The organism is Bacillus sp. UNCCL81 (genome assembly GCF_900112535.1).
GTDB classification, from domain to species: Bacteria; Bacillota; Bacilli; order Bacillales; family Bacillaceae_G; genus Gottfriedia; species Gottfriedia luciferensis_B.
The window spans coordinates 84,457-106,955 of sequence record NZ_FOMF01000006.1; the positions used below are offsets into that span (position 1 = coordinate 84,457).

General features: G+C 33.0%; 16 protein-coding genes and 1 riboswitch. Of the genes, 12 read left to right on the forward strand and 4 right to left on the reverse strand.

Features of this window, described 5'->3' with window-relative positions; translation table 11 throughout:
* The first annotated feature begins 101 nt into the window (after window positions 1–101).
* The 6 genes from BM319_RS14245 (at window position 102) to BM319_RS14270 (ending at window position 8,527) form a co-directional block, all read left to right on the forward strand.
* Entirely contained in the window at window positions 102–1,535 is a 1,434-nt protein-coding gene (locus tag BM319_RS14245; protein WP_091023328.1) for a S41 family peptidase, read from the forward strand.
* A gap of 274 nt (window positions 1,536–1,809) precedes the next feature.
* Window positions 1,810–3,003 carry a PDZ domain-containing protein gene (locus tag BM319_RS14250; RefSeq protein ID WP_091023330.1) on the forward strand — a complete coding sequence of 398 codons (1,194 nt, stop codon included), beginning with the start codon at window positions 1,810–1,812 and terminating at the stop codon, window positions 3,001–3,003.
* Between the two features lie 353 nt (window positions 3,004–3,356).
* Window positions 3,357–4,787, forward strand: a complete 1,431-nt coding sequence (locus tag BM319_RS14255) for a PTS mannitol transporter subunit IIBC (protein ID WP_091023332.1) — start codon at window positions 3,357–3,359, stop codon at window positions 4,785–4,787.
* 23 nt (window positions 4,788–4,810) lie between these two features.
* On the forward strand, window positions 4,811–6,913 hold the full coding sequence (locus tag BM319_RS14260) for a BglG family transcription antiterminator (protein WP_069034986.1): 2,103 nt from the start codon (window positions 4,811–4,813) through the stop codon (window positions 6,911–6,913).
* Between the two features lie 11 nt (window positions 6,914–6,924).
* Window positions 6,925–7,362, forward strand: a complete 438-nt coding sequence (locus BM319_RS14265) for a PTS mannitol transporter subunit IIA (RefSeq protein WP_069034985.1) — start codon at window positions 6,925–6,927, stop codon at window positions 7,360–7,362.
* A gap of 1 nt (window position 7,363) precedes the next feature.
* Complete coding sequence (locus BM319_RS14270; protein WP_069034984.1) at window positions 7,364–8,527, forward strand: mannitol-1-phosphate 5-dehydrogenase; 1,164 nt, start codon at window positions 7,364–7,366, stop codon at window positions 8,525–8,527.
* A gap of 87 nt (window positions 8,528–8,614) precedes the next feature.
* On the opposite strand, the gene BM319_RS14275 is transcribed toward BM319_RS14270, so the two are convergent.
* Window positions 8,615–9,862, reverse strand: a complete 1,248-nt coding sequence (locus tag BM319_RS14275; RefSeq protein WP_069034983.1) for a helix-turn-helix domain-containing protein — start codon at window positions 9,860–9,862, stop codon at window positions 8,615–8,617.
* 406 nt (window positions 9,863–10,268) lie between these two features.
* Here BM319_RS14275 and BM319_RS14280 point away from each other — a divergent pair, with 406 nt between their 5' ends.
* Window positions 10,269–14,327: a S8 family serine peptidase gene (locus tag BM319_RS14280; protein ID WP_091023334.1), complete on the forward strand. Its 4,059-nt coding sequence runs from the start codon at window positions 10,269–10,271 to the stop codon at window positions 14,325–14,327.
* 462 nt (window positions 14,328–14,789) lie between these two features.
* Here the strand turns inward: BM319_RS14280 and rluF are convergent, their stop codons facing one another.
* Window positions 14,790–15,506: a 23S rRNA pseudouridine(2604) synthase RluF gene (gene rluF, locus BM319_RS14285; protein ID WP_175495618.1), complete on the reverse strand. Its 717-nt coding sequence runs from the start codon at window positions 15,504–15,506 to the stop codon at window positions 14,790–14,792.
* 195 nt (window positions 15,507–15,701) lie between these two features.
* Window positions 15,702–15,803: riboswitch (purine riboswitch) on the forward strand.
* Window positions 15,804–15,890: 87 nt separating this feature from the next.
* Here rluF and BM319_RS14290 point away from each other — a divergent pair.
* Complete coding sequence (locus BM319_RS14290) at window positions 15,891–17,192, forward strand: NCS2 family permease (RefSeq protein WP_069034981.1); 1,302 nt, start codon at window positions 15,891–15,893, stop codon at window positions 17,190–17,192.
* Between the two features lie 75 nt (window positions 17,193–17,267).
* Here BM319_RS14290 and BM319_RS14295 read toward each other — a convergent pair whose 3' ends face one another.
* Window positions 17,268–18,602 (reverse strand): APC family permease, encoded by a 1,335-nt coding sequence (locus BM319_RS14295; RefSeq protein ID WP_091023336.1) that lies wholly within the window; start codon window positions 18,600–18,602, stop codon window positions 17,268–17,270.
* Between the two features lie 284 nt (window positions 18,603–18,886).
* On the opposite strand from BM319_RS14295, the gene BM319_RS14300 reads away from it, so the two are divergent.
* The 4 genes from BM319_RS14300 (at window position 18,887) to BM319_RS14315 (ending at window position 21,820) form a co-directional block, all read left to right on the forward strand.
* Window positions 18,887–19,600 carry an MBL fold metallo-hydrolase gene (locus tag BM319_RS14300; protein ID WP_069034979.1) on the forward strand — a complete coding sequence of 238 codons (714 nt, stop codon included), beginning with the start codon at window positions 18,887–18,889 and terminating at the stop codon, window positions 19,598–19,600.
* Between the two features lie 159 nt (window positions 19,601–19,759).
* Window positions 19,760–19,957 carry a hypothetical protein gene (locus BM319_RS14305; RefSeq protein WP_069034978.1) on the forward strand — a complete coding sequence of 66 codons (198 nt, stop codon included), beginning with the start codon at window positions 19,760–19,762 and terminating at the stop codon, window positions 19,955–19,957.
* Window positions 19,958–20,058: 101 nt separating this feature from the next.
* Entirely contained in the window at window positions 20,059–20,943 is an 885-nt protein-coding gene (locus BM319_RS14310; RefSeq protein WP_069034977.1) for a LysR family transcriptional regulator, read from the forward strand.
* 85 nt (window positions 20,944–21,028) lie between these two features.
* Entirely contained in the window at window positions 21,029–21,820 is a 792-nt protein-coding gene (locus tag BM319_RS14315) for an SDR family NAD(P)-dependent oxidoreductase (protein ID WP_286143773.1), read from the forward strand.
* Window positions 21,821–21,864: 44 nt separating this feature from the next.
* Here BM319_RS14315 and BM319_RS14320 read toward each other — a convergent pair whose 3' ends face one another.
* Window positions 21,865–22,485, reverse strand: coding sequence for a DUF47 domain-containing protein (locus BM319_RS14320; protein WP_286143774.1), 621 nt, complete (start codon window positions 22,483–22,485; stop codon window positions 21,865–21,867).
* Between the last annotated feature and the right edge of the window lie 14 nt (window positions 22,486–22,499).

Consider the following 22,499-nt stretch of genomic DNA (forward strand, 5'->3'; position numbering starts at 1 on the left):
AACAGAAATGGCATCGCACGTCTGTGTGATGCTTTTTCAAGTACATACACTATTTAATAGATTGGTACGTTCCCTTTGGAACGAAAAATAGGAGGTTCTGTATGAATCGTAAAACAACGGCTTTACTTGCAACAGCAACATTTGTTGTTGGTATGGGGGTAGGTACATTTGCATTTAATGATGGTACAAGTACAATCGTTTCGAAATTCTCTGAGAGTAAAGAAGTAAAGGCTTCAGAAGATGAAAATATTGCTAAAATACAAAAAGCTTACGAAATTATTGCAAATCAATATGTAAAAAAGATTGATCCTGATAAATTAACTGAAGGTGCGATCCAGGGGATGGTAACAACTTTAGATGATCCGTTTTCTACTTATATGGATGGAAAGACAGCTAAACAATTCCATGAATCATTAGGTTCTTCTTTCCAAGGAATTGGAGCGGAAGTTTCTAAAGATGGTGAAAAGTTAATTATTGTATCACCAATTAAGAACTCTCCTGCGGAAAAAGCTGGTCTGAAACCAAAGGATGAAATTTTATCAGTTGATGGCAAAAGTGTAAAAGGTTTATCTCAATATGATGCAGTGTTAAAAATCCGTGGTAAAAAAGGAACAAATGTTACGATTGAAATACAACGTCCAGGAGTTCCGGATCCAATTAAATTTACAATTAAACGCGATGATATTCCAATGTATACAGTATTTAGTTCAGTAAAAGACGTAAATAACGAAAAAATAGGTTATATTCATATTACTTCGTTTAATGAAAAAACAGCAGACGAGTTCAAGAAAGAATTGAAAAAGCTAGAGGATCAAAATATCCAAGGATTAACAATTGACGTTCGAGGAAATCCTGGTGGGTACTTACAAGCTGTAGAAGGCGTTTTAGAAGAATTAGTTGTAAAAAGTGAGCCATATTTACAAGTTGAAAATAGAAATGGCCAACGTGAAAAGTATTATACTAAATTAAATAAAGCGAAACCATATCCAATTGATGTATTAATTGATAAAGGAAGTGCATCTGCGGCTGAAATTTTAGCAGCGGCATTAAGTGAAGCAGGACATTATGAATTAATTGGGGAAAAATCTTATGGTAAAGGTACTGTACAATCTACATTAGATTTCAAAGATGGTAGCAATATTAAGTTAACGCAATTTAAATGGTTAACTCCAGATGGTACTTGGATTCACAAAAAAGGTATTAAACCAGATGTTGCTGTGAAACAACCTGATTATTTCTACGCTACACCAATTGATAAAAAGAAAACATTTAAGTTTGATGACAATGATGAAAATATTAAACAAGCGCAAATCATGTTAAAAGGTTTAGGATACGACCCAGGCCGTAAAGATGGATATTTCAGCAAGCAAACTGAGATAGCAGTTAAAAACTATCAAAAAGCTGTTGGAATTACTGTTAACGGTGAGATTGATCCTCTAACTTCAGAAAAACTTGAATCATCATTAATTGATAAAATTAAAGATGAAAAGAATGATCTTCAGTTAGAAAAAGCTTTAGATATGGTAGCTCAATAATAATACACAAAGAGGACAATATCGTATTGTCCTCTTTGTATATAGACAAAGTCCAGTCCAAGGGCGAACTTTATTTCGTCCTCTTTTGACATAATTCCCGGGAAATAGATTTGAAATTACAATCCATGCAGGAGTTTTAGTTTAGTATGTCGAAAGTACACTTTATGGAGAAGTGTGCTTTTTTATTGTTTTGTAGCATATTCTCTTTGAAAAAACATTAATAAACCGATAACATAAGTATATCAATCTATTATAGAAAAAGGTGGTGAATGTTATGTGGTCAAATTTATTATCTGAACTATTAGTTGGATTCGGTAAACTATTTTTAAATCCATTTACTTATATATTTTTCATCGCATCAATTTTCTGTGGCAATTTACGTGTAAAACGAGAACGTAAGCATTTTTCGGTTCGAAATTTTAATGTAACGTTCGAGTGGAAAACTTCATTAGGGTATGGATTACTGATTGGATTAATTCTTTCAGTTATCACATTGGTAGCTGGAATTAGTATTCCGATTGAAATGGTTTATTTACTAAGTGTATTAACGATCATTTGTGCACTTATTTTGCAATTCAGATGGATGTCTCCTGCTTATCTTTTTGGACTAGCATTAGTAGCACTGCCATTACTAAATAGAGGGCAAGATTCATTACCTTTGTTGAAAAACTTTATACCTAATGATCTGAATGCGATGCTTCCTGCTATAACGATTCTATTGGCTTTACTTTTATTGGCTGAAGGAATTTTAGTTCAACGTAATGCTGCAAATCATACAACTCCTTTATTTATTGAGAGTAAACGTGGAAAAAGAGTAGGGGCACATGAGGCAAATAGGTTATGGATGGTGCCATTATTTTTACTGATACCAAGTGGTTCGATCGTTAGTGATTATTCATGGTGGCCTACACTTGCTTTAGGTGATAGTGGCTATTCCATTCTTTGTGTACCATTTGGAATTGGATTTTACCAGTTAATTCAAGGGATGCTACCAAAGGAATCAATTAAGCTTGTTGGTAAACAAATAGTGGCTTTAGCAATTATAGTTTGTGTAGGTGGTATAGTAAGTTACTTTATTGGTTTTGTAGCATTTATAGCTGTAGCAGTCGCAGTAGTGGGACGAGAGGCTATAAACTATATTCATAAAAATAGAGATATTAATACACCATCATACTTTACAGTAAAATCAACGGGCCTAATTGTTTTAGGAATTCTACCAAACTCTGTAGCAGATAAAATGAACATTAATGTAGGCGAAAGCATTACAAAAGTAAATGGACAAAATGTTTCTACTGTTAATGAGTTTTATGAAGCACTACAAATTAATCGTGCATACTGTAAATTGGAAGTAGTTGATTTGAATTCTGAAATCCGTATAACTCAATCTTCAGTTTATGAAGGTGAACACCATGAGTTAGGATTTTTATTCCCAGAAGAAGAATCTAAATATAGTGGACAGGTCGGATAAGAGTTGTAGGTTGGAAGCTTTAATTTCTACATTATAAAATTAAAAGGAACATATTCATAACTTGAATATGTTCCTTTTTTATTTCTATTATTTATACCGATTATGTGTCTGATGTAGGGGTGTTTTTGTAGGTAGAATGTCATTTTTTTGAGTGTGTTTAGAGACCTATTGCTCAGGTTGATGAAATTTAGCATTCTATTAAAAGTAGATATTATAGAAAAAGGTTATTTCTTTTTTTAGCCCTTTTAAATTTTGTCACATTAGTAAGCGACAAATACGAATATTCATTTCATTGTATTGATACTGTAAGCGTTTTATCATTTAAGTAGAAGCTTCATAAAGGAGGTAAAAATTTGAATACAGGTAAAAATAATAATATAAAGGTAAAAATACAACGCTTTGGTAGCTTTTTAAGCGGTATGGTAATGCCAAACATTGGTGCTTTTATTGCATGGGGGTTAATAACTGCATTGTTTATCCCAACAGGTTGGATACCTAATGCAAAATTAGCTGTATTAGTAGGACCTATGATTACTTACCTATTACCTTTGCTAATTGGTTTTACTGGCGGAAGAATGGTCCATGATATTCGAGGTGGAGTTGTTGGTGCGATTGCAACAATGGGGGTAATTGTTGGTGCAGAGATGCCGATGTTCTTAGGAGCTATGATTATGGGACCCCTTGGCGGTTTGGCTATTAAGAAATTTGACCAAGCTATACAAGGAAAAGTTAAGTCAGGATTTGAGATGTTAGTTAATAATTTCTCAGCGGGTATTTTAGGAGCAATTTTAGCAATAATTGGCTTAATAGTTGTTAATCCAGTTGTTTCGACACTAACAGAAGCATTAGCTAACGGTGTAGATATGATGATAAAAGCAAACGTTATTCCACTGGCAAACATATTTATTGAACCAGCAAAAATCTTATTTTTAAACAATGCGATTAACCATGGAATTTTAAGTCCAATTGGTCTTGAACAAGCAAAATCAGCTGGAAAGTCACTTTTATTCTTACTAGAAGCTAATCCAGGACCAGGCTTAGGCGTACTACTAGCATATACGATATTTGGAAAAGGAACGGCTAAACAAACAGCACCAGGGGCAGTGATTATCCATTTTCTAGGTGGGATTCATGAGATTTATTTCCCTTATATCTTAATGAGACCTTTATTAATCTTGTCCGTTATCGCTGGTGGTGTGGCTGGTACATTTACTTTTAATATATTTGGCGCAGGTCTAGTAGCAGCAGCTTCACCAGGTAGTATTATTGCAATATTAGCAATGGCTCCAAAAGGAGGATACTTACCAATTCTTGCAGGCGTATTTGTTGCAACAGCCGTTTCGTTTATAGTTTCAGCTGTAGTATTGAAATCATCTAAGTCGGTTGCATCAGATGAAGATTTAGAAAGAGCAGCTCAAAAAACACAAGAATTAAAAGGTAAAGAAAGTAAAGTAGCTAGTTTATTACAGACTGAAAAAGAGGTAGCAAGTTCCCTTGGTATTGATAAAGAAGTTAAAAAGATTATTTTTGCATGCGATGCTGGAATGGGATCCAGTGCCATGGGAGCATCAATATTACGCAAAAAGGTAAAAACAGAGGGACTAGAATTAGAGGTTACGAATGTAGCAATTAATAATTTACCAAGTGATGTAGATGTTGTCATAACTCATAAAGATTTAACTGATCGAGCAAAGGCAAAAGTACCGAATGCAGTTCATATCTCAGTAGAGAACTTCTTAAACAGTCCAAAGTATGATGAATTAGTGAATTCTTTAATAAAATAATAAAAATTTAAAGAGGTATGTAAATGCATATATCAGCAAGAGAAAGAGAAATCATTAATTTGTTGTTGGATCATCCAGACGGAATCAATGTTCAAGAAATTGCTGAGAGTTTAAATGTTAGTAGCCGAACCGTGCAACGGGAACTAAAAGGAGTTGAAAGTATTGCCTCAGCTCATAGTCTTTTCTTAAAAAAGGTATTAGGTGTCGGAATGTATATTGAAGGGACACCTGAGCAAAAAAATGAGCTTCAAATTGCAATATTAAAAAGTGGGCAAGAGTTTACTCAAAAAGAAAGACAAGAGTTAATTCTATGTTCGTTATTAAAAGAACCAGAATCTATTAAACTAAGCTCACTAGCAAATGATTTGCATGTCACCGTTGCTACAGTTAGTAATGATCTCAATAAAGTAGAAGAATGGTTAAAAGACTTCGATTTGAATCTAATAAGAAAGAAAGGTTATGGCATTGCCTTACTTGGTTCGGAACGAAAAAAAAGAAAAGCCCTAGGACATCTAATCGCACAGCAATTAAATGAATATGAGTTTTTATCTGTAGTGGAAGATGAGTATGAGTCAAAGACTAGATTCTCAAATGGATTATTAGAAATAATAAAACTAGAAAAACTCACCATGATTGGAAAAATGATTCGAGATATTGAACAACAATTACCTTATTCTCTAGCTGATAGTGCATTTATGACATTTACAATTCACTTATCTTTAGCCATAGAAAGAATTATTCAAGGTGAAGTAATACAAATAGATCAAGAGGTTCTTGAGGAATTAAGTATCTCTAAAGAATTTATTATCGCAAGTCAGATTGTTATTGAATTAGAAGAAGTGTTTCAAGTTAATATCCCAATTGCTGAAAAAGGGTATATTACGATGCATTTATTAGGTGCAAGGCAGCGTCAAGAGAAAAATGATTGGCAAAAAGAGAGTAGTACAGAGATGGTTGTAGGCTCAAAAAAGTTAATCAATTATGTATCTAAAGAACTTGAAATAAATTTTGAAGAAGACCAAGCCCTATTTGAAGGATTAATTACTCATATTGAACCAGCAATCTATCGAATTCAAAAAAAGCTAGATGCAAATAATCCTTTAGCAGGTCAAATTCAAGAGGATTATCCTGCAATGTTTAAGATCATTCAAGAAGGTTTAAGTGAAGCTTTTCCAAAGATTGTTTTTCCAACTGAGGAAATCGCTTATCTTGTCCTACATTTTGGTTCATCTCAAGTAATCTATGATAACAGTAAAGAGGTAAGAGCGCTTGTATTATGTTCAAGTGGGATCGGTTCTTCTAAAATGCTAGCGAGTCGAATCAAAAAAGAGATAAAAGAAATAACGGAGATTGAAGTATCGTCTTTAGCGAACTTAAGAAATATTCAAATTGACCAATATGACATTATTTTATCTACAGTTGAGATGCCGGGATTTTCAAAAAAATATATTACCGTAAATCCTTTATTGCCAAAGAAAGAGGCTGAACAGATTCGAGATGAAATAAAACGTAACTCTCTTACAACGGAAGCAACTTTACTAAGAAAGCTTCACAACAAAAAGTTTAAAAAGCAGATAAAGCTAAAAACGCCAAAATTAATTAAACAAAATCTTGAAGTTATTCAGCAGTACACAGAAACGGTACTCCATATATTGAATACATTTGAGACAATTTCATTACCGTTTATTCCAACCTCATCTATTTTATTATTGGAAGTATGCAAACAGGCAAATGTTAGAGGTTTAATAGGTGATTATTTTGAGGTGACTAATCAACTCACAGAAAGAGAAAAGAAGGGTGGTCTAGGGATACCAGGTACTAGCATAGCACTGTATCATTGTCGTTCAGAATATGTTATGCAACCGGTGTTTTTATCCTTTTTGCTTCATGAGCCTATGGTAGTCAAAGCAATGGACCACTCGTCAATAAAAATCAATACATTATTATTATTACTAGCTCCAGTTGATATGCAAACAGGTCAATTAGAGGTATTGAGCACAATTAGTTCAACAATTATTGATGATGAAGAATCAACACGGATTTTTACATCAAATAACTATACAGATATATATAGCAAATTAAGCTATGCACTTTATGACAACTTACAAAAAAGATTTAAGGATTGAGGGATTATGAAATGATTCAGACAGTATTACCAACAGATAATGTTTTATTAAATGTAGATGTGAAAACAAAAGATGAAGCTATTCGTTTAGCGGGAAATCTCTTAGTAAAAAACGGTTATGTAAAAGAAAATTATATTGAGAAGATGATTGAAAGAGAAGAGTCTTTAACAACTTATATGGGGAACTTTATTGCGATTCCACACGGAACTGAGGAGTCAAAACAAGAGGTAATCTCATCTGGAATTTCAATTCTTCAAATTCCTAATGGAGTAGACTTTGGGAACGGAAATATTGTAAAGGTAGTATTTGGTATTGCTGGCAAAGATAATGAGCATCTTGATCTGTTATCTCAAATTGCGATCCTTTGTTCAGAGGAAGAAAATGTACATAAATTGGTCGCAGCCACATCAAAAGAGGAACTAATTTTAATGTTTAGCGAGGAGGAGTAAGATGTTAGCCGTACACTTTGGCGCAGGTAATATTGGAAGAGGATTTATAGGACAATTATTACACAAGGCAGGATATGAGATTTGCTTCGTTGATGTAAACGAAGAGATTATTAATGAACTGAATGAGAAGAAATCGTATACTGTCATGTTAGCAGATCGTACTCAAGAAAAAATAAAAATAACTAATGTAAGAGGTATCAATAGTCTAAAAGATCCAGGGGAAGTAGCAAAAGCAATTGTACAGGCTGATATTGTAACAACAGCAGTGGGTCCCACAATTCTTCCTAAAATAGCAAAGCTAATTGCAGAGGGATTAATTGAGAGAGTTGAGAATTCAGATAAATCGTTAAATATAATTGCATGTGAGAATATGATAGGTGGAAGTACTTTTTTAAGAGACGAAGTTTATTTAAATATGACTGAATCTCAGAAGAAAAAAACTGAACAGTCGGTCAGTTTTCCGGATGCTGCTGTAGATCGAATCGTACCAATTCAAAGTCACGAAGATAAATTATTAGTAGCGGTAGAACCTTTTTATGAGTGGGTTATTGATCAATCAAAAATGATAGAAGAAGTTCCAGCAATTAATGGTGTGACTTATGTAGAGGATTTGCTTCCTTATATTGAAAGAAAACTATTTACTGTAAACACTGGACATGCAGCAACTGCATATTTAGGAAATTTTTATGGATATAAAACGATTAAAGAAGCAATTTCTGATGAAAATATTAGAAATATTGTTAGTTCTATTTTAGATGAAACGGGTAAGTTATTAGTTAAAAAATATAACTTTGATTCGGATGAACACACTGCCTATATTAGTAAAATATTAGGTAGATTCGATAATGAATATATTTCAGATGAATTATCTCGTGTTGCTCGTTCGCCAATTCGTAAATTAGGAGCAAATGACCGTTTTATTAAGCCAGCTAGAGAATTAATAAATTTTGGAATAACTCCTACCTTTTTAGTTAAAGCAATTGCAGTTGCTTTATTCTATAAAAATAATGATGATCATGAAGCAGTTGAACTACAAAACTTCCTTCAAGATCATACTGTGGAAGAGTTGCTCGTAAAATATTCTGAATTATCAGATTACAACGAGTTAATTAGTTTAATTACTGATGAATACAATCAGTTAGAGAAGGACTTACTTGTACACTAATTTTACTAGATTTATAGATTCTAAAAAGCACTGAAAGGGACAGATTCGATCTGAATTAGTCCCTTTTTGTCTATTTTTAATTATTCTCTAATTACCATTAATAAACATATCCGCAGTATGAACTGCCTTTTCATACTGTTTAGTCTCGACATAGTAGTTGTAAAGCAACTTTGCATATTTAATTGCATGTGTAACATGATGGTGATTCTTAAAGAAAGGATATGCAGTTTGTTCCATGTAATCATAATACTCATCAAATTTTTCGTTAAAACGTAAAATTAGAAGAGTAAAGAGGATCTTATATAAATTATTTGTGGCCTTTTCTGAAAGGGCAAGTCCTTCATTTGCTTCATTAAGCAATTCATTCGTCAATAAAAGCTTACCTTCCTCTGCATTATCTAGATAGTTATACAAACGATTTAAATAAGGTAATGATTGTTTATCGGCTTCTTCAACTGATTTTTTATAAAAAATATGTGCATTTTTAAAGTCTTGCTTCCAAAAGTACATTAGACCTAAATTGTGTAAGATCATTCCTCTTTTATCTAAAAGGCCTAAAGCTTCGCTATGCTCTATTAAACTCTCATACCTTTTTACAATTTCTTTAAAATCTAGTTGTGTACTGTCTTTTAATTGTACTAGCATCAAGGATTCAGCCAAAATTGCCCTTGCATAATTATTTGTTTTATTAAAGTATCTAAAAGCTTTTTCACCATAGAAATATGCCATAACCTTAGAGCGTGTCCAATGATAGGCTGTTCCTAGATGATAGTAATATTCTTTATTTCCGTATTCTTCTATATTAACCTTCTTTAATTCTTGTAAGGCAATTTGTTTATTTACATCTTCTAGACGGGTATATTGGACTAAATAATATATTCCTCTGACATGGTGGAATAGGTTCTTTTCATAAGTTGACATAGGAGGAGAATCTTTTTCAATCCGTTTTATAATACGCTCTGCTTTTTCAATGCTTTTACATAAAATAAAGTATCGGGCTAATAAAAGCTGAAAATAGATGGCATAGTTAGACGCACTAATATAGTGAATGCTTTCTAATTCTTCTTTTATGATGATAACGTCCTTCATTCGCTCTAATATAATTGCGTTATGCCATTTTTGGAGTTTCTTTTCAATATTTTGAACAGCGGCTATCTCATTTTTAATGTCAATCTGAAGACGTTGAGAGAACAGTTGAATAATTTCTTCAGAATATCGAGTTTCCCCTCTTTCAATTCTACTTACATGGGTAGCGGTACAAATGTCTTTTCCTAATTCCTCTTGGGTCAATCCCGCTTTTTTACGATAAAATTTAATGATTTCGCCTTCAAGCATATGTGCTCTCCTTTTCTAATTCCAGTTGCTTAACTATGAAGTTTTTTCGTCAATGCAAGATTGCATTCCTACAATTTGCGAATGTTCATTTTGAAACGCAAATCTAAGAAACTAGAAAGTACAATGACTTTGAAATACCTATTAATTTCATTATAGCTAGAAATTGGTAAAGTCAAATACTTTCAATTTAAATTAAAAATAACACAATTTTTTTATCAAAATTTCATGCTTTTTTAATATTTAATGAAATTTTCTTTCAGATTTCAATACTTTTTAGTAAAAAAATCCTACAAAATAACCAAAATTTCGATTAAAAATAACACAATATGCTTTTTTCCTAAATGCGATTACTATTTAAATAGTAAGAATTTTTTAATTATATAGAGAATAATGGGGGATGAAGAATATGAAGGCAACAACATTGGCAAAGCACTCGGCAGTACTTGCCCTTTCAACAAGTCTGCTTATTTCACCTATCAGTGCAAAGTCATATTTAACGGCAAAAGCAGCAACTTCTAAAGCTGAAGAAATTTTAGCATCAATTACACCAGAGCAAAGAGAAGCACTAAAACAATTAGAATTAAACGATCAAGATGGGCTTCAGGGCTTTCAAGAAGGTGAATTGAATTCTGATAAAAACATCTCTGTCATCGTTCAGTTTAACTCAGATCCAAGTAATGTCGCAGTATTAGAAGCAGCAGTTGACGGAAAGTCATTAACAAAAGCATCAGCACAAGCTCAGGTAGACAAAGAGCACAATACTTTTAAAGAAGACGTTGGAAAGTTTGTAAAAGTGAAAGAAAAGAAAAAGGCACCTGTTATTACAAAAACATATAAAACAGCATTTAACGGTGCAGCGATTACACTTCCTGCAAATCAAGTAAAAGAACTTTTAAAATCAGATGCTGTTAAAACGATATATAAAGATGTAACTTTTAATGTAGATCCAATTAAAGAAGAGGTTCCAACAGATGTTGCTAGTAAAACAACTTCATCAGTAGATAGCATTCCTTATTTAAATGTGGACAAGCTACATAAAGAAGGAATAACAGGAAAAGGCGTTAAAGTAGGGGTACTAGATACTGGTATTGACTATAACCACCCTGATTTAAAAGACGCGTATAAAGGCGGATACGATTTTGTAGATAATGATAATGATCCAATGGAAACTACATATAAGGATTGGAAGGCATCAAACCAACCTGAAAGTAATGGCGGTGGCTCTTACTATACAGAGCATGGTACGCATGTATCAGGGACAATTGTTGGACAAAATAAAAATGATAGTGAAGTTTCGGTAGAAGGAGTTGCTCCTGACGCGGATCTATATATGTACCGTGTGCTTGGTCCATACGGTAGCGGATCATCTGAAAATGTAATTGCAGGTATTGATAAAGCAGTTCAAGATGGTATGGATGTTATTAACCTTTCATTAGGAGCAGCAATAAACGATCCATATTATCCAACTAGTACGGCAATAAATTATGCTGTACTAAATGGCGTAACAGCGGTGGTTTCAGCGGGTAATAGTGGACCTAACGCTTTTACTTTAGGCTCACCAGGTACAGCAGCATTTGCTCTAACGGTTGGAGCCAGTGATGTCCCAACTTCGCTTACAACATTTGACGGAAAAGTAGCAGGTGGATGGTCTACGGATCTTGTTAGTATGGCAAGAAGCTTTGCTGATACCTTCAATAGTTTAGAAGGAAAATCTCTTGAACTAGTAGATGTTGGTTTAGGAACAGTAGATGAATACAAGAATAAAAATGTTGCAGGGAAAATTGCTTTCGTTCAACGTGGAAATTTTGCTCTAGTAGATAAAGTGAAGTTTGCAAAGCAAAATGGAGCAAAAGCTGTCATTATGTACAATAATGTTGATGGCCATGTTGGATATAACTTAGGTGAATCAATGGAATATATTCCTGCATTCTCTATGACAAAGAAAGCAGGAGAAGAATTAAAAGAAAAAATTGCGAGCGGAAATACAACGTTCACGTTTACGAACCTGAAGGAAATCTTAACTGGAGGAGATAAATTAGCTGACTTCAGTTCAAGAGGACCAGTTAATGGTAATTTCCAAATGAAGCCAGAGATTACTGCACCTGGTGTAAGTGTTCTATCTACGGTTCCTTCTTATATTGCAAATCATGATACACCAGAAGACTATAGATATGCATACCAAAGAATGGATGGAACGTCTATGGCATCACCATTTGCAGCTGGTGTGGCAGCATTATTAATCGGACAGAATCCAAACCTTGAGCCAGCAGACGTTAAATCAATTCTGATGAACACTGCTGATCAACTTAATGGAGACTATAGCGTTTTTGAAGTAGGAGCAGGTCGTGTAGATCCATATCAAGCTCTTCATACTCAAACAGAAATAAAAGTACAAGATGAAACACTAATTCCCGTCGGTGATAAGTTATTAAAAGCTGAGAATGAAACAGGTGGGTTGAGTTTCGGTAAACAAGTAGTAAAAGATGACTCACAAGTTAAAGTAAAGAAAGACATTGAGTTTACAAACAATAGTAATAAAAAGAAAACATTTGATGTAAAAATAGTAGATAATGCAAATGGTAAGAATGGATTACAAGATAACGGAGTGGTTCTAGATATAAGTAATTCATTTAAAGTGGACAAGAACACCATTAAAACAATCAAAGCAACATTAACTGTCCCATCCACAGCAAAAAAAGGTTTTTATGAAGGCTATGTTTTAATCACAAATAGTGAAGATAAAACAGAGCAATATCGTATCCCATTTAGTTTCAAAAAATCAGATGAAGGCTTTGATATGCTTGATTTACTAACGCCTGCTATTACGCCTTCTTATTATAATCATGCGTATGACGGCTATCGTAACACAACAGCCTTGTTAAAATTCAACTTAGGTTCACCAATTAATACATTAGATGTAATTTTACAAGACGGAAAAACGAATGAAGATCTAGGGTTAGTCGGTACTCTTAATTTAGAAGGAAGACCAACGGACAAAGACTACTTCCTTCAAGCGTTTGGTGGTGCATATAACGAGTTTACTGGAGATAAAAAACATCCTATTTCTGAAGAAACAACGATTGCTAAACCTGGACACTACAAATTAAAATACGCTACTACTTTACCAAGTGGGAAACAAAAAATAAGCTTTGATGATGTATTTATTGATATCGACACACCTAAAGTAAAAAGTTCATTAGATGGAGATTCACCGTTTATAGAGTATAAATCGGGACAAAAAACATATCCTTTTGAAATGGATATAAAAGATGACGCTTTAACTGAAATGCAGAAGGCTGGTATTGATCTAGACGAAACATCGAATTTTGCAGTCTATACGTATGGTGCTCCTTTTCCAAATGGACCAATTAAAATGGACAAAAACGGCAAGTGGATTGATGAAGTAGAAATGATTGAAACAGTTCCAGCATTATCATTTAACTTAATTGGTTACGATGCAGCTGGAAATCAAGCAAACTGGAAGGAATACTACTTTGTAAAAGAAGGTACACCTGTCTCCTACGCTAAACATAATGTAGAGCTAGCTAGATCAGGCGATATATTGTCAGCATCTCTAGTATTAGATAACTTACAAGGTGTAAAAGAAGTTACTTGGAATTTTGATGATGCTCAAGCTGCGGGGATTCCTTATGTTAATCTTGTAGATGCTGCTTTAACGGATAAATTCAAAGATAAAGCAACTATTCAAGTAACTGGTAATAAAATTAAAGTGACATTTAAAGAAGCGATGGTATTTGATCGTGCAGAAATCGTAAATGTAAAAGTAAAAGTACAAGACCAACTTTTCTATCCAATAGGTTATATTAACCCATCTGCTAATATAGTAGATGCTAACGGTCAATCAGTGAAGCTATTAAACGCAGGTAAACGATTCCAGTTAAAACCAAGATTTAATCGAGTGCAAGGTAATATAATACCAGAAGGGTACCTAGTTGAAGGTCAATCATATACTGGATACCGTGATTGGACAAAAATAGGTGCATCAATGAAGGTAACAGATGGGGCCTATAATCTTGACGGAACTAATTTAATTAAAAGTGGTGGGCGTTTTGAGATAGAACCACTTCCTCTAAGCAAAGATGCATACACATTTGAAGTGAATGTACCAGGGCACTTTATTACGAAGAAAACACAGAAATTCGGTTTTGAATATAAAGGCGAATTATACGGAAAATCCGAATCAACAAACATTGACTTAGTTGGTGGAGATGTTAACCAAGATAACGTAATCGATGTACAAGATGCACTTTACGTTCAAACTTACTGGGGAACAAATAAACGAAGTGCTGATATCAATTTTAACGGAACAGTAGATGCAAAAGATTTCGCTTTGATTGAGAAAAATTACTTGCAGAAAAATCCATCAGTACAAAATGCGCCGACACCGAAAACGATCTACAAAAACCAAACATTAGAAACGATTAAGAGTCAATTAGGCTTATAATCTTATTTCCCAAAGGAACTGCTATTAAATAATACTTAATAGTAGTTTCTTTTTTTATGGGAAACCTTGTTTTTTGTAAAAAGGAAGAAGAGAAAATATAGTAACTCATAAATGGTTCATGAGTAAGTAAAAAAGGAAAAAGAAGAAATATAGTAACTCATAAAGGGTTCATGAGTAAGTAAAAAAGGAAAAAGATGAAATATAGTAACTCATAAAGGGTTCATGAGTAAGTAAAATAGGAAAAAGAAGAAATATAGTGACTCATAAGAGGTTCATGAGTAAGTAAAAAAGGAAAAAGAAGAAATATAATGACTTATAAGAGGTTCATGAGTAAGTAAAAAAGCGAAAAAATGAAATATAGTAACTCATAAAGGGTTCATGATTAAGCAAAAAATTGATAAGATGAAACTCACTAACCCATCATAAAAAAAGACTAATTCAATCGAATCAGTCTTTTAAAAATCACCATTCATTAGGTTCATAATTTAATTCTCTAAACAATTGAGTTTTTTCTTTCTTAGACAAGTCTCTCCATTGACCCATTGGTAGATTACCTAGAGTGATATTCATAATTCGTGTTCTTTGTAATCGATAAACTTCATATCCAAGCGCTTCACACATACGACGAATTTGACGGTTTAAACCTTGTGTTAAAATAATTTGGAAATCATATTTTGAAAGCTGTTTAACTTCACATGGTAATGTTTTTGTACCTAATATTTTTACCCCTTCAGACATTTTTGTTAAAAACTCAGGAGTTATTGGTTTATCTACAGATACAATATATTCTTTTTCATGCCTATTTTCAGCTCGTAAAATTTCATTTACAATATCACCATCATTTGTAAGGAGAATTAAACCTTCAGAATCTTTATCCAATCTTCCGATATTAAAGATACGTAATGGATGGTTTACTAGATCAACAATATTTCCTTTAACACCTTTTTCAGTAGTACTTGTTATACCAACTGGCTTGTTCAAGGCTATATAAACATGATTGCGGGCTAGTCTAATATGTTCACCATTTACAATTACTTCATCACCAGGCTCAACTTGATCGCCGACTTTTGCTACTCTACCATTTAATTTTACTCGTCCTTCACTAATTAACTTATCCGCTCCACGTCTCGAAGCCTTTCCAGACTCACTAATAAATTTATTTAAACGAATGTTAAACAACCCCTTAAATTCTAAATTATACTTTCAGAATAACATATATAGCTTTTTAATGAGAATACCATTCGACTATAACGAAAAGTACTTTTAAATTATTTTTGTTTACTACTATTTTATCCACATTCATTATATTATTTTCTAAATTATATAACAAAAATGTTTTTTATTGACAGACTGTAAGTCAGGTCGTATGATAGAAAAAATATATTAATATTTTCTCATATAAACTTGAAAATAAGGTTCAAGAGTTTCTACCTAGCGCCCGTAAACTGCTAGACTATGAGGAAGAGCTCTGGATTTTTGTTTTCTTTACAATGTAAAACTGCCTGCTTTTTCTCATGAAAAGCGGGCAGTTTTTTTATTTCAATATAATAAAGGAGTCATCATATGTTTCAACTTAAAGAACGAAATACTTCAGTTAAAATTGAAGTATTAGCTGGTTTAACTACATTTTTAACATTGGCGTACATCATTATTGTCAATCCTATGATTTTAAAGGACGCAGGTGTACCTTTTAACCAGGCATTCCTAGCTACTATTCTAGCAACAATTATTGGGACTTTAACCATGTCATTGATTGCTAATTATCCCATCGTTATTGCGCCTGCAATGGGGTTAAATGCCTATTTTACTTATTCTGTAATTGGGGGACATAATCTCCCATACTCAGTAGGTTTTTCTGCTGTTTTTATTACTGGAATTTTATTTTTACTACTTTCTTTAACATCTTTCCGAACAAAATTGATTCAGGCAATTCCTGCAAACTTAAAGCATGCAATTGCTGCTGGAATTGGTTTGTTCATTACCTTTATTGGCTTACGTTTATCAGGTATTGTCACAGATCACCCTACTAATCTAGTTCAAATCGGTGATTTTAGTTCCCCTAAGGTTGCACTTACATTGATTGGTTTACTAATAACAATTGTATTTATGGCACTTAACTTAAATGGTGCGTTATTTCTAGGGATGATTACGACGGGGCTAATTGCCTATTTTACAGGTCAATTAAATTTTGCAAATGGCTTTGTTGCTATGCCTCATTTACCAAAAGGAATTTTAGTATACAACCCAATTGATTCAGTGAAAGACATTATTCAATATGGACTTTATAGTGTGATTTTCTCATTCTTACTTGTCATGTTATTCGATACAACAGGAGCTTTACTAGCAATTGTTAAACAAGCGGGTCTTATCAAAAATGGGAAGTTAGAAAAGGGAGGAAGTGCATTCTCAGCTGATTCAATTGGAACAATTGTTGGTGCAATGTTAGGAACAAGTCCGACTGCAGCAACTGTAGAATCCTCTGCTGGTGTTGGTGCTGGTGGAAAAACTGGTTTAACTTCATTAACGGTTGTAGTCCTATTTGTAATCGCAGCATTCTTTAGCCCAATGATTGGTTCCGTTTCAGAAGTTGCTGCAATTACAGCGCCTAGCTTAATTATTGTTGGCTGTTTTATGATTAAAAGTATTTCGGAGATTAAATGGGATGATTTTGAAGAAGCATTCCCGGCATTTTTAGTCATCGTTAGTATGCCATTAACATCAAGCATTGCAAACGGTATTGCTTTAGGCTTTATTTCTTATCCAATCATGAAAATCGTAAAACGTAAATTTAAAGATGTACACCCATTTGTTTATTTATTTGCAGTATTATTTTTAGTTCAATTAGTATTTTTTGCACATAAATAATAGAGAACATAAAAAGCAGGTTAAAGACACTGAAGTCTTTTCCTGCTTTTTATTAATCTTAAATATACTTATATATCAACTTGCTTTATATTTTTCGTCACTTCTAATAGTCGATTTTAATCTCCAATAAACAGGTAAACCAACAATTGCAATAGCAATTGATACAAGTGCATCCATTGGTGCATTTATAATCGTACTACAGATGATGTAAAGTGTACCTAATATTGCCACAATCGGAGTGATAGGGTATAAAGGCACTTTATATAATTTATTTCCACCTTTATCTTTTTTACGTAATATGAAGATTGCATTAAAGGCTAGTCCATAAAATAAGAACACTGCAAATATAGCCATATCAGAAAGTCGATCTGGGTTCCAGAATATCATCATTGCTAAAGCTAAAACAATTTGAAAAACTGTTGAGCCTACTGGCGTATTAAATTTAGGGTGAATACTAGATAATACTTTTGAACCAGGTAGAAAGTTTCGTTCTGCCATTGCAAATGTAACCCTTGGGAATGTGAGAATTTTGCCATTTAAACAGCCAAAAATAGAAATTAAGATTCCGATGGCAAGAATTTTTCCACCAATGCTACCAAAAAGTGAAGAAGCCGCCGCTGTAGCTGCATTAGGACCTAATTCAACAATTTTACTTGCAGATAAAACATGTAGCATTGCGATATTAACAGAAAGATAAGCTAAAATAACAATAACAATACCAGAAATAATAGCTCTAGGTAGAGTCTTTGAAGGATTCTTCATTTCTCCTGCCATAAAACCTACATTCATCCAGCCGTCATATGCCCATAAAGTCGCTAATACTGCTGCGCCCATACTAAGTGCTTGAGTAGAACTACCACTATCTGCATTAAAAACTGATACGTCCCCTTGAAGGATACCAAAAACAGCAATTAAAATAATAGGAACAAGTTTACCTGCAGTAGAAATTGTTTGAATAAATCCACCAAGTTGAGTGCCTAGTATGTTTAGACCACCTAGTAATATAATCGTGATAATACCAATAACTTTACTACTTCCCTGAAAACCGAAAAAATCTGCCAATAAAGAGCCGAAATAAAGACTAAGGGCACCCATAACAGCAGGTCCATAGACGAGGGTTTGTACCCAACCGCACAAAAATCCCCACTTCTCACCATAAACCTCTTCTATATAAGCATATAATCCACCAGTTCTTGGGATTTTTACACTTACTTCAGCGATTGTTAATCCACTTGCTAGTGTAATAACGCCACCGATAATCCACGCTAGAAGAGCCATAGTGGAGTTAGCAGTTGAAGACAGCACGATCCCAGGTTTCATAAAGATTCCAGAACCGATTACTGTACCGATTACTAAAGACGTTGATACGAAAAAGCCAATATTTTTCTTTAAATTTAGTTCTTTTTCCACGTTAAACGCTCCTTCCAGGACTATATTTATAAAATTAGAAAGATTATAGCATATTAATTTTCCAATCTGTTTTTTTCTGAAAAATTAAAATTATGTCTTATGTGATTTTGATATAGTGGATAAGACCCATTAAATCTGATGAATCTTTCATAAAATTTATTCATTATGACTATATAACCTATTGATAAAAGGTTATTAGTCGTAAAGATCGAACACTATAATTTAGGTATTTTAGACCGATTTTTTGTTAATTGTGGAATGCTATCTATTCTGGAGGTGAAGACGTGGAAGTTTCTTTTGAACATGTAGTAGATAACATATACGCTTTAGCGATATGGGATACTGAATGGAAGTCATATAATAATTGCTATTTTATAATTCAAGATAATGGAGTTACTCTCATTGACTCAGGAAAAGGGATCCACTCTAAGTATCTTAGGAAAGCTCTGGTTGAACTGGGTAAAACACCAGAAGACGTCCATCTCTTTTTAGCTACACATGGACATGAAGATCATATTGAAGGTTCTAATATTTTTAAAAATGCTAAGAAGTTTATCCATTCAAATGATAATGATTTGATGGATTCACTTGATTTAACTCAGTTTAGTAATGACCTAGAAGTATTTGAAGTAATTAATGAGTTTGAATATGAATTAGTTGGATACCATACTCCAGGTTCGGTCGTTTTTTATCAGCGCCCATCAAAAACAGTTTTTACGGGTGATTTCTTATGTTTCTTCGGTGATCCTTTATCAAAAGATGGGCTAGTTTCTAAAGGAGATGACCTTAGAAATGAGTGGGTAAAGTATCTGAGAGATGGTGGAGTCTCAATAGAACACTTAGATCATTTTCTAAGTGGACTAAAAAAAATAAATCAGTTTGATAGTAATGTTATGTGTACTGGACATGGAGGAATCCTAGTAGGAAATATTAAAGAGTTTATAAATGATCTAATTGATGTCGGAGTTCAATATAGTAAAAGAGTATCGGATTATTGACCGATTAATTCAGCCTTTTTTATTGGAAATCGTGTATAGAAAGGGCTTAGTTTGCACTTTAAAAGGTTAGAATGGAATATTCTTACCAATAATGAACTATATAGACTGTAAAAGGGTTTCTTTAAATACTTAAAATTACTTTAATGGGAGTGCATTGTAATGAAGTTAAAAACATTAATTGGGCTATTATTAGGTTCATTTACAACATTCTTCATATTAAGTCTCCTAAGTAATAAACTTACCAATAAAGAGTACTGGTTTTATGCATCAATCTATCTTGTCTTTATGGTTTTAGCATACTTGGCAATTAACTTAATTCGAAAAGTTAAGGCGTCAAAGAAGACTGATTCATTTTGAATCAGTCTTTTCTATTTACCTGTTTTATCAATTTCTTATTATAAGAAAAATAAATGATGATAATATTGATAATAAGTAAATCTAATACTAGGAGATTGAGTATGGATCAAATTCTTTTGGTTTTTATGGCGGTCGCTGAAAAAAGAAACTTTTCAAGAGCGGCTGAAGAGTTACATATGACTCAACCATCTGTTAGTCAGCAAATTCAATTACTTGAGAAGCATATCGGTGCAAAGCTTTTAATTAGAACGAATAAATATGTTCAGTTAACGAAAGCTGGAGAAATTGTTTATTTGCATGCTAAGGAAATAACTAGTTTATACAAGCGTATGTCAACTCTTGTGAATGATCTGATGAATGAGGCTAGTGGTCATCTTAAAATAGGTGCAAGTTATACTTTTGGTGAATATGTATTACCGCAAATTTTAGCTGAAATGAAGAGGCTTTTCCCGAATGTCATACCATCAGTACAAATAGGGAATACTCGAGAAATTGTTCAGGCCGCACTAAGTTATCAAATTGATATTGGTATAGTTGAAGGAGAAGCGACTCATTCAAATTTAAATATACAGCCTTTTGCAAATGATGAAATGTATATTATTTCTGGAACTAAGAGTGAAATATATTCCATTGAAGCTGTGACATTGAATCAAATTGAAAATGAAACTTGGATTGTTAGGGAAGAAGGATCTGGAACAAGGGAAGCGACTGAACGATTATTTGAATTATTAAAGATACGTCCTAAAAATATAATTGAATTTGGTAGTACACAATTAATTAAAGAAGCTGTAGAAGCTGGCATGGGAATTACCTATCTATCCGAGCTAGCAATAAAAAAAGAAAAACAGTTAAATACCATTGATTACCTAAAAGTAGAGGGGACACCTATTCAACGGAATTTTTCAATTATCACTGATAAAATCGAACTGCAAACGAAATCGATGGAAATATTTATTGAGTTAGTTAAGAAATATTATGAAAAATAAAGTAAGATTCCTTTTTTTATTAAGTTGAACATATAGTAAAACGAAAAGTGTTCAAACGATAAAAAGATAAAGGATAATCAAAATGATGGTCAAAAAACAAAAAGGTAAAACAGTATTAATTACCGGTCCAACGGAAGGAATCGGCTATGAGTTAACTAAATTATTTGCAAAAGATCATTACAACTTAGTTTTAGTTGCTAGGAATAAAACTAAATTAGAAGAAATGGCTATTTCATTGAAGAAGCAGTTCAATATAAAAGTACTAGTTATTACAGAAGACCTTTCTAAAGTAAATTCTGCTAAGTCCATTTTTGATCAAGTTACAAAATCACAAACGGAGATTGATATTCTAGTAAATAATGCTGGGGTTGCCCTATACGGGGAATTTGGTCAGACTGATTTAATTAAAGAGTTAAAGTTGATTCAGCTAAATATTGTTACTTTAACAGAGATAGTAAAATACTTTTTACCAAATATGCTTCAAAAAAAATCGGGCCAAATTATTAATATTGCATCTACTTCAGCTTTCCAACCAGGGCCAAAAATGTCTGTTTATGCAGCTTCAAAGGCGTATGTACTATCATTTAGTGAAGCTCTTTCAGAGGAATTAAGGCACACAGGAGTTAGTGTAACAGCTGTATGTCCAGGACCAACTAGAACGGGAATCATAAATTCATCCGGTGGAAATAATTCAAAGCTATTTAAAGGTAAAATTATGACCCCAAAAAAAGTTGCGAAGTTGACTTATGAGGCAGTTAGTAAGAAGAAAACGGTTGTTATTACAGGTATTAAGAATAAAATTTTAGCGCAATCTGTTCGATTCATCCCACGATCAATCGTTAGAAAACTTGCAAAAAAACTATTAGATGAGAGATAAAAAAATACAGTCTAATTAGGCTGTATTTTTTAGTTAGTATTTAATTACGCATTACCCATAATAATTTGTTCAAGTGTATTTGCTACATCTTGTGCACTATCAGAAACTGCTTCTAGCATTTCATAAATCTCTTTGAACTGAATGATTTTGATTGGATCTTTTTCATTTTTAAATAACTCTTTAATGGAAGTGCGTAATAACGCGTCACACTGTGACTCATAATCCTTTACTTGGATTGCGTGTACGCGCATTTCTAATAATTTTTTCCTTGAAAGTAACTGAATTGCTTTTAATATTTCATTTGCAGCACTGCGAATATTTTTAACGAACTTCACCATGAATTCATCTATTTGAATGATGGAGTACATTTCGAATGTTGCTGAACATTGCTCCATTCCGTCTAGTACATCGTCCATTTTATTTGCCAGTTCTAGTATATCTTCACGTTCAATTGGTGTAATAAATGTTTTATTTAATTCAACGATAACTTGATGAATATATGTATCACCCTTTGTTTCATAAGCCTTCATTTCTGCAGAAAATGTTTTTAAATCAGTAGCATTTTTTATTTTAAAGTCATCAAAATAAATCGAACATTCATTTAAATTATTTGCAATATTTAAGAGCATTTCAAAGAATGTATCATTTTTTTTACCTAGTCTCAAGTATAGTTCCTCCT

Bases quoted from the DNA above. Each gene is read 5' to 3' on its own strand.
- BM319_RS14245 (WP_091023328.1), top strand. From the start codon at position 102: ATGAATCGTAAAACAACGGCTTTACTTGCAACAGCAACATTTGTTGTT.
- BM319_RS14250 (WP_091023330.1), top strand. From the start codon at position 1,810: ATGTGGTCAAATTTATTATCTGAACTATTAGTTGGATTCGGTAAACTA.
- BM319_RS14260 (WP_069034986.1), top strand. From the start codon at position 4,811: ATGCATATATCAGCAAGAGAAAGAGAAATCATTAATTTGTTGTTGGAT.
- BM319_RS14265 (WP_069034985.1), top strand. From the start codon at position 6,925: ATGATTCAGACAGTATTACCAACAGATAATGTTTTATTAAATGTAGAT.
- BM319_RS14270 (WP_069034984.1), top strand. From the start codon at position 7,364: ATGTTAGCCGTACACTTTGGCGCAGGTAATATTGGAAGAGGATTTATA.
- BM319_RS14275 (WP_069034983.1), bottom strand. From the start codon at position 9,862: ATGCTTGAAGGCGAAATCATTAAATTTTATCGTAAAAAAGCGGGATTG.
- BM319_RS14280 (WP_091023334.1), top strand. From the start codon at position 10,269: ATGAAGGCAACAACATTGGCAAAGCACTCGGCAGTACTTGCCCTTTCA.
- BM319_RS14290 (WP_069034981.1), top strand. From the start codon at position 15,891: ATGTTTCAACTTAAAGAACGAAATACTTCAGTTAAAATTGAAGTATTA.
- BM319_RS14305 (WP_069034978.1), top strand. From the start codon at position 19,760: ATGAAGTTAAAAACATTAATTGGGCTATTATTAGGTTCATTTACAACA.
- BM319_RS14310 (WP_069034977.1), top strand. From the start codon at position 20,059: ATGGATCAAATTCTTTTGGTTTTTATGGCGGTCGCTGAAAAAAGAAAC.
- BM319_RS14315 (WP_286143773.1), top strand. From the start codon at position 21,029: ATGGTCAAAAAACAAAAAGGTAAAACAGTATTAATTACCGGTCCAACG.